The sequence below is a fragment of the Cupriavidus sp. WS genome (assembly GCF_000395345.1).
Classification (GTDB): Bacteria; Pseudomonadota; Gammaproteobacteria; order Burkholderiales; family Burkholderiaceae; genus Cupriavidus; species Cupriavidus basilensis_B.
In genome coordinates, this window is sequence record NZ_AQPL01000314.1 from 1 (window position 1) to 8,281 (window position 8,281).

General features: G+C 72.0%; 8 protein-coding genes. 5 read left to right on the top strand and 3 right to left on the bottom strand.

Annotated elements, in window-relative coordinates; all coding sequences use genetic code 11:
- Positions 1–18 precede the first annotated feature (18 nt).
- Positions 19–1,131, bottom strand: a complete 1,113-nt coding sequence (locus tag K206_RS0124070; protein WP_020204949.1) for an AraC family transcriptional regulator — start codon at positions 1,129–1,131, stop codon at positions 19–21.
- A gap of 168 nt (positions 1,132–1,299) precedes the next feature.
- Here K206_RS0124070 and K206_RS0124075 point away from each other — a divergent pair, with 168 nt between their 5' ends.
- The 5 genes from K206_RS0124075 to K206_RS0124095 all read left to right on the top strand — a co-directional run bounded on the left by K206_RS0124075 (position 1,300) and on the right by K206_RS0124095 (position 6,866).
- Positions 1,300–2,433: an acyl-CoA dehydrogenase family protein gene (locus K206_RS0124075; protein ID WP_020204950.1), complete on the top strand. Its 1,134-nt coding sequence runs from the start codon at positions 1,300–1,302 to the stop codon at positions 2,431–2,433.
- 73 nt (positions 2,434–2,506) lie between these two features.
- Entirely contained in the window at positions 2,507–4,033 is a 1,527-nt protein-coding gene (locus K206_RS0124080) for a CoA-acylating methylmalonate-semialdehyde dehydrogenase (RefSeq protein WP_020204951.1), read from the top strand.
- A 25-nt stretch (positions 4,034–4,058) separates the two neighbouring features.
- Positions 4,059–4,955 (top strand): 3-hydroxyisobutyrate dehydrogenase, encoded by an 897-nt coding sequence (mmsB, locus tag K206_RS0124085; RefSeq protein WP_020204952.1) that lies wholly within the window; start codon positions 4,059–4,061, stop codon positions 4,953–4,955.
- The gene (locus tag K206_RS0124090) at positions 4,952–5,722 is read left to right on the top strand and encodes an enoyl-CoA hydratase (protein WP_020204953.1); all 771 of its coding nucleotides are present in this window, start codon (positions 4,952–4,954) and stop codon (positions 5,720–5,722) included. The genes mmsB and K206_RS0124090 overlap by 4 nt, the downstream gene beginning before the upstream one ends.
- 10 nt (positions 5,723–5,732) lie before the next feature.
- The gene (locus K206_RS0124095; RefSeq protein ID WP_020204954.1) at positions 5,733–6,866 is read left to right on the top strand and encodes an enoyl-CoA hydratase/isomerase family protein; all 1,134 of its coding nucleotides are present in this window, start codon (positions 5,733–5,735) and stop codon (positions 6,864–6,866) included.
- 13 nt (positions 6,867–6,879) lie between these two features.
- On the opposite strand, the gene K206_RS0124100 is transcribed toward K206_RS0124095, so the two are convergent.
- Together K206_RS0124100 and K206_RS0124105 are read right to left on the bottom strand one after the other, a co-directional pair.
- Positions 6,880–7,713, bottom strand: a complete 834-nt coding sequence (locus K206_RS0124100) for an IclR family transcriptional regulator (protein ID WP_020204955.1) — start codon at positions 7,711–7,713, stop codon at positions 6,880–6,882.
- 59 nt (positions 7,714–7,772) lie between these two features.
- On the bottom strand, positions 7,773–8,281 hold a 509-nt coding region (locus K206_RS0124105), incomplete at its 5' end, for an amino acid ABC transporter ATP-binding protein (protein ID WP_020204956.1).

The window sequence follows — 8,281 nt, forward strand, 5'->3', positions numbered from 1 at the left end:
CCGCCGGCATGCGCGCGGCTACGCGCGCGCGCCGGCGTGGCTGGTGGCGCTGGTGGCGCTGGTGGCGCGGTAAGCGCCGGGGCGCAGCCCGGTCCAGCGCCGGAACGCGCGGTGGAACGCGCCCGGCTCGGCAAAGCCGAGCCCGGCCGCGATCTCCGCCAGCGAGCGGCTGGAATGGCTGAGCGCCTCGATGGCGAGGTCGCGCCGCATCTCGTCCTTGATCTGCTGGTAGGTGCCGCCCTCCTCCATCAGCCGCCGCCGCAGCGACGACGCCGACATGTGCAGCCCCTGCGCGAGCTGCTCGAAGGTCGGCCAGCGCTCCGGCGGCTGGGCCCGCAGCTGGCGCCGCACGCGCGCCATGACGCTGGCGCGGTCACTGTACTTGACCACCACGTTGTGCGGCGCCTCGCGCAGGAAGGCCTTGAGGCTGCGCTCGTCCTGGTGCACCGGCTGCGCCAGCCAGCGCGCGTCGAATACCAGTGCCGTGGCGGGCTGGCCGAACGCGAGGTGGCGCGAGTACATGCGGCGGTACTCGGCCGCGTAGGGCGGCTCGGCATAGCTGAACGCGGCCAGCAGCACCGGCACGCGGCGGCGCAGCAGCCAGCTCATCAGGCCATGCAGCATGATGAGCATGGTCTCCTGCGCGAACACGCCCGGCGCGCAGCCCGAGGGCGCCGTCAGCACCAGCGCCGCGCGTTCCTGCCCGCGCTCGTGCCCGCGTTCGTGCTCACGCTCATGCCCGTCCCGCGGCGCGGCCAGCGCGGCGCCGGCCGCCTCGCCCTCGCGCACCAGGCGCACGCCGATGTCGTCGAGCAGCAGCCCGAAATAGCGCGCCACCCGCTCCAGCCCCTGCGCCAGCGTCTTGCTGCCCGCCACCGCGTGGCACAGCATGGCGAAGCTGCCGCGCTTCATGCGGCGCGAATCCTGGCCGAAGAATTCATCGTCGAGCGCGGCCGCCACCTCCATCCACAGGACGCTGTAGCTGGCCGCCGACACGCGCGCCTGCGGCACTGACAGCAGCGCCGGCGCGATGCCGGCGGCCTGCAGCACCGGCTCCGGCGCGATGCCGCGCGCGCGCAGCCCGCCGATGGCGTGGTGGACGAAGCAGATGGCGACGCTGTGTTTTTCCATTGGCATGACGGGCGTGGACGGGCCAGGAGACTGGCAAACGAGTTCAGCAAATCTGGCGGATTCTGGCATACCGCCGCCCCGGGCGTCTTCCTACACTGCTGCCAACGCCCCTTGCCGGCACACCCCTCCCCGCCGCCGGCGCCACGCCATCCTCACCGCGATCCGCCCATGCAACACGAATTCACCGAACAGCAAGCCATGATCCGCGACACCGCGCGCGCCTTCGCCAGCGAGCGCCTCGCGCCGCGCGCGGCGGCCTGGGACCGCGCCGGCCACCTGCCGCCCGAGGTGGTGGCGGAGATGGGCGCGCTCGGCCTGCTCGGCATGATCGTGCCGGAGGAATGGGGCGGCACCTATACCGACTACGTGGCCTACGCGCTGGCCATCGAGGAGATCGCCGCGGGCTGCGCGGCCTGCGCCACGCTGATGAGCGTGCACAACTCGGTCGGCTGCGGGCCGATCCTGCACTACGGCAGCGAGGCGCAGAAGACGCGCTACCTGCCCGCGCTGGCCGCCGGCGAGATCATCGGCGCGTTCTGCCTGACCGAGCCGCAGGCCGGCTCCGAGGCGCACAACCTGCGCACCCGCGCGCGCGAAACCGAGGACGGCTGGGTGCTCGACGGCAGCAAGCAGTTCGTCACCAACGGCCAGCGCGCCGGCGTGGCCATCGTGTTCGCCGTCACCGAGCCGGCGCAGGGCAAGCGCGGGCTGTCGGCCTTCGTGGTGCCCACCGACACGCCCGGCTTCATCGTGCACGCGCCCGAGCGCAAGCTCGGCATCCGCGCCTCCGACACCTGCGCCATCACGCTGGAAGACTGCCGCGTGCCGCGCGATGCCCTGCTCGGCGAGCCCGGCGAGGGCCTGCGCATCGCGCTGTCCAACCTGGAGGGCGGGCGCATCGGCATCGCCGCGCAGGCGCTCGGCATCGCGCGCTCGGCCTTCGAGGCGGCCTGCCGCTACGCCGCCGAGCGCGTGCAGTTCGGCCGCGCGCTGCGCGAGCATCCGCCCATCGCCAACATGCTGGCCGACATGGCCACCGAGCTCAACGCCGCGCGCCTGCTGGTGCACCGCGCCGCGCGCATGCGCACCGCCGGCCTGCCGTGCCTGTCCGAGGCCTCGCAGGCCAAGCTCTATGCGTCCGAGCTGGCCGAGCGCGTGTGCTCCAAGGCGCTGCAGATCCACGGCGGCTACGGCTACCTGGAAGACTACCCGGTCGAGCGCCACTACCGCGACGCGCGCATCACCCAGATCTACGAAGGCACCAGCGAGATCCAGCGCATGCTGATCGCGCGCAGCCTTTGAGCCGCGCAGTACCCGCATCCCGCATCCCGCATCCCGCATTCAGAAACCAGAAACCAGAACCGACGGAGACAAGATGAGTGCCCAATCCGCAAACACGGCCGCCGCAGCGCCCGTCGTCAAGCTGCTGATCAACGGCGAGTGGGTGGAGTCCGCCGCCACCGAGTTCCGCACCGTGGTCAACCCGGCCACGCAGGCAGTGCTGGCGCGCGTGCCGCTGGCCACGCCGGCCGAGGTCGATGCCGCGGTCGGCGCCGCGCAGCGCGCCTTCGCCACCTGGCGCCACACGCCGCTGGGCGCGCGCCTGCGCATCATGCTGCGCTACCAGGCGCTGATCCGCGAGCACAGCAAGCGCATCGCCGCCATCCTCACCGCCGAGCAGGGCAAGACCCTGGCCGACGCCGAGGGCGACATCTTCCGCGGCCTCGAAGTGGTGGAGCACGCCTGCTCGATCGGCACGCTGCAGCAAGGCGGCTTCGCCGAGAACGTGGCCGCCACGGTCGACACCTACACGCTGCAGCAGCCCATCGGCGTATGCGCCGGCATCACGCCGTTCAACTTCCCGGCCATGATCCCGCTGTGGATGTTCCCGATGGCCATCGTGTGCGGCAACACCTTCGTGCTCAAGCCGTCCGAGCAGGACCCGCTGTCCACCGTGGAGCTGGTCAAGCTGGCGCTGGAAGCCGGCGTGCCGGCGGGCGTGCTGAACCTGGTGCACGGCGCGCGCGAGGTGGTCGACGCCCTGTGCACGCACCCGGACGTCAAGGCGGTCTCGTTCGTCGGCTCCACCGCGGTCGGCACCCACGTGTACGAGCTGGCCGGCGCGCACGGCAAGCGCGTGCAGTCGATGATGGGCGCCAAGAACCACGCCGTGGTGCTGCCCGACGCGCACCGCGAGCATACCCTCAACGCGCTGGCCGGCGCCGCCTTCGGCGCGGCCGGGCAGCGCTGCATGGCGACCTCGGTGGCGGTGCTGGTCGGCGCGGCGCGCGACTGGCTGCCCGAACTGGTGGCCAAGGCCGCCACGCTCAAGGTCGGCGCCGGCCACGAGCCCGGCACCGACGTCTGCCCGGTGGTCTCGGTGGCGGCGAAGCAGCGCGTGACCGGCCTGATCGACGCCGGCGTGCGCGAAGGCGCCACCCTGCTGCTGGACGGGCGCGGCGTACAGGTGCCGGGCTATCCCGACGGCAACTTCGTCGGCCCGACCGTGTTCGCCGACGTGACCACGGAGATGTCGATTTACACGCAGGAAATCTTCGGCCCGGTGCTGGTGGTGATCGGCGTGGACACGCTCGATGAAGCCATCGCGCTGGTCAACCGCAACCCGTTCGGCAACGGCACCGGCGTGTTCACGCAGAGCGGCGCCGCGGCGCGCAAGTTCCAGAGCGAGATCGACGTGGGCCAGGTCGGCATCAACATCCCGATTCCGGTGCCGGTGCCTTATTTCAGCTTCACCGGCTCGCGCGGCTCCAAGCTCGGCGACCTCGGCCCCTACGGCAAGCAGGTGGTGCAGTTCTACACCCAGACCAAGACCGTCACGGCGCGCTGGTTCGACGACGCGACGGTAAACGACGGGGTGAATACCACCATCAGCCTGCGCTGAACGGCGCCACCACCAAGGAGCACACATGCATATCGCCTTCATCGGCCTCGGCAACATGGGCGCGCCGATGGCCCGCAACCTGCTCAAGGCGGGCCACGGCCTGACCGTGTTCGACCTCAACCCCGCCGCGCTCGCCTCGCTGCGGGCCGACGGCGCAACGGTGGCGCAATCGGCGCGCGAGGCTGCCGCCACGGCGGACTTCGTCATCACCATGCTGCCCGCCGCGGCCCACGTGCGCGCGGCCTACCTGGACCAGGACGGCGTGCTGGCCGGCGTGCGGCCGGGCGTGCCGCTGGTGGATTCGAGCACCATCGACCCGGCCACCATCCGGGCGCTGGCGGTGGAAGCCGGCAAGCGCGGCAACCCGATGGCCGACGCGCCGGTCTCGGGCGGCACCGGCGGCGCGCAGGCCGGCACGCTGACCTTCATGGTGGGCGCGCCGCCCGACCTGTTCGAGCGCATCCGGCCGGTGCTGGCCGGCATGGGCCGCAACGTGGTGAGCTGCGGCGACACCGGCACCGGGCAGGTCGCCAAGATCTGCAACAACCTGATCCTCGGCATCTCGATGATCGGCGTGTCGGAGGCGATGGCGCTGGGCGTGCGGCTGGGCATCGACGCCAACGTGCTGGCGGGCATCGTCAACACCTCCACCGGGCGCTGCTGGGCGGCCGATACCTGCAATCCGTACCCGGGCGTGATCGAGACCGCGCCGGCCTCGCGCGGTTATACCGGCGGCTTCGGCGCGGACCTGATGCTCAAGGACCTCGGCCTGGCCGCCGACGCGGCGCGCGGCGTGCGCCAGCCGCTGTTCCTCGGCGCGCTGGCGCAGCAGGTCTACCAGGCCATGAGCCAGGCCGGCGACGGCCAGCTCGACTTCTCCGGCGTGATCCGCCGCTACCTGGACACGGAGCGCGCGGCATGATCGAGCACGTCATCGACGGGCACGTCGCCCGCCTCACCCTCAAGCGCCCGCCCGCCAACGCCTTCACCGCCGAGGGGCTGGAACAGCTGCGCGCGCTGGTCGGCGCGCTCGATGCCGACGCGCGCGTGCGCGCCATCGTCATCACCGGCGACGGCGGCAAGTTCTTCAGCGCCGGCGCCGACCTCAACGGCTTCGCCGAGGGCGACCGCGCCCATGCACGGATGATGGCGCAGCGCTTCGGCGCCGCCTTCGGGGCGCTGCAGAACGCGCGCGCGCTGGTGATCGCCGCCATCAACGGCTATGCGATGGGCGGCGGGCTGGAATGCGCGCTGGCGTGCGACGTGCGCATCGTCGAGGAGCAGGCGCAGATGGCGCTGCCCGAAGCCGGCGTGGGCCTGCTGCCGTGCGGCTGCGGCACGCAGACGCTGCCGTGGCTGGTCGGCGAAGGCTGGGCCAAGCGCATGATCCTCACCGGCGAGCGCGTCGATGCCGCCACCGCGCTGCGCATCGGCCTGGTCGAGGAAGTGGTGCCCGCCGGGCAGGCGCTCGACGCGGCGCTCAGACTGGCCGGGCGCGCCTGCAACGTCAGCCCGCGCGCGGCCGCCTACAGCAAGCAGCTGGTCCACCTGGCGCGCCAGGGCGTGCCGCGCGGCCCCGCGCTGGCGCTGGAGCGCGAGCGCTTCGTCGACCTGTTCGACGGCGAGGACCAGCGCGAGGGCGTCAACGCCTTCCTGCAAAAACGCGCGCCGCAATGGCGCAATGCCTGAGGAACACGCCATGCGCCTGAACCCGGACGACGCCGGCAGCGCCGCGCAAGCGGCGGCCGAAGTGCGCTTCGAAGAGATCAACGGCGTGGGCGTGGCCACGCTGGACCGCCCGCGCCAGCTCAACGCCCTGTCCTACCCCATGATCGGCGCGCTCGACGCGCGGCTGGCGGCCTGGGCCACGCAGCCGGACATCCGCGCGGTGCTGCTGCGCGGCGCCGGCGGCAAGGCCTTCTGCGCCGGCGGCGACATCCGCGCGCTGTACGACAGTTTCCACGCCGGCACGCCGCTGCACCGCCAGTTCTTCGTCGACGAATACCGGCTGGACTACCGCCTGCACCGCTATCCCAAGCCGGTGGTGGCGCTGATGGACGGCATCGTGATGGGCGGCGGCATGGGCCTGGCGCAGGCCGCGCGCCTGCGCGTGGTCACGGAGCGCGCGCGCGTGGCCATGCCCGAGACCGGCATCGGCCTGGTGCCGGACGTGGGGGCGAGCTTCTTCCTCGGCCGGCTGCCGCTGGCGCTGTCGCTCTACGTGGGGCTGACCGGCGTGACGCTGGGCGCGGCCGACGCGCTGCTGTGCGGACTGGCCGATATTGCCGTGCCGGCCGCGCGCCTGGACGACCTGGACCAGACCCTGGCCGCCGTCCGCTGGAGCGGCGACCCGCTGGCCGATCTGCGCGCGGCCTTGCAGCCGCCCGCCGACACCGCGGCAGCCACGGCCGGGCAGGCGCCGTTGCAGCCGGTGCTGCCCGCCGTGCACAGGCACTTCCATGCCGACGCCGGCGTGGCCGGCCTGTTCGCCTCGCTGGCGGCGGAAACCGATCCGCGCTACGCGCAGTGGGCCGCCGACACGCTCGGCATCCTGCGCAAGCGCTCGCCGCTGATGACGGCGGTCACGCGCGCGCTGCTGCTGCGCGGCCGGGAGCTCGACCTGGCAAGCTGCTTCCGCATGGAGCTCGGCGTGGTCTCGCGCGCGTTCACGCAGGGCGATTTCATCGAGGGCGTGCGCGCGCTGATCGTGGACAAGGACAACGCGCCGCGCTGGCGCGTGCAGGCGCCGGAGGCGGTCGGCGAGGCCACGGTGCAGTCCTTCTTCGACAGCCCGTGGCCACCCGCTGCCCATCCGCTGGCGGCGCTGGGGTAAAGCGCCCCGCCGCCTACGCGCCGCCGGCTTTGCCGCGGCGGCGCAACTGCCGGACCGCGCTGCTGGAGCCGATCGCGCGCGCGGCGGCGACCACCTGCGGCCCCAGCCCGGCGCACGCTTCCTCGAACGACCAGCGGCTCCCCGGCGCCGACACGTTCACCGCGCCGAGCGGCTGCCCGCTCGGCCCGAGGATGGCCGCGCTGACCGTGATGTCGCCGGTGTAGTACTCGCCGTTGGTCGAGGCGAAGCCGTCCTCGCGCGCCTGCGCGACCGCGCTGCGGATCTCGGCGATGCGCGTCAGCGTGGTGGGCGTGTAGGCCACCCGCTCGCTCTGCTCGAGGATCTCGGTCACTTCCTTCGGGTCCAGGTGCGACATGATGGCGCGCCCGCCGGCGGTGCAGTACATGGGGATGCGCATGCCGAGCGGCATGTTGACGAACATCTCCTTGTGCGTGGGAAAGCGCGAGATGTACGTCATGTGCAGGCCGTCGCGCTCGGACAGCGTGGTGGTTTCCTCGCAGGTGCGCACCAGCGCGTGGAGATACGGCGTGGCCGAGTTCAGCAGCGCGCTGGTCTGCAGGTAGCGCAGCCCCACTTCGAGCGTGCGCGGCGCCAGCGCGTATTCCTTGGTGAGCGGGTCCTTCTTGAGGTAGCCGACCGCCAGCAGCGTGTGCGTGAAGCGCTGGATCGCGCTCTTGGTCATGCCGGTGGCGTCGGCCAGCTCCGCCAGGTTCATCGACGGCTTGCCTTCCCAGAAGGCGGTCAGCACGTTCAGGCCGCGGGCGAGCGAGGTGACGAACAGGCGCGATGCCTCGGGCGACTCGTCCGGGCTGTTTGGGTCTGTCATGGCAGGCTTGGCTGACAAGGAAAACTCCGCATGTTAATGGATACGCCGCCGGCGGACTGCTAGCCGTGCAGGATCTGGCCGAGGAATTCGCGCGCGCGCGCCGTGGCGGGCGCGCGGAAGAAGTCCTCCGGCGCCGCCGATTCGACCACGCGCCCCTTGTCCATGAAGATCACGCGGTCGCCGACCTGCCGCGCGAAACCCATCTCGTGCGTGACGCAGATCATGGTCATGCCGTCGTCGGCCAGCGAGATCATGGTGTCCAGCACTTCCTTGACCATCTCCGGGTCGAGCGCCGACGTGGGCTCGTCGAACAGCATGATCCGCGGTTCCATGCACAGGCTGCGCGCGATCGCCACGCGCTGCTTTTGCCCGCCGGACAACTGGCCCGGATACTTGGCCGCGTGCTGCGGAATCTTCACGCGCTCCAGGTAGCGCATCGCGCGCGCCTCGGCCTCGCGCCGGGGCACCTTCCTCACCATCATCGGCGCGAGCGTGCAGTTCTCCAGCACGCTCAGGTGCGGGAACAGGTTGAAATGCTGGAACACCATGCCGACCTCGGCGCGGATGC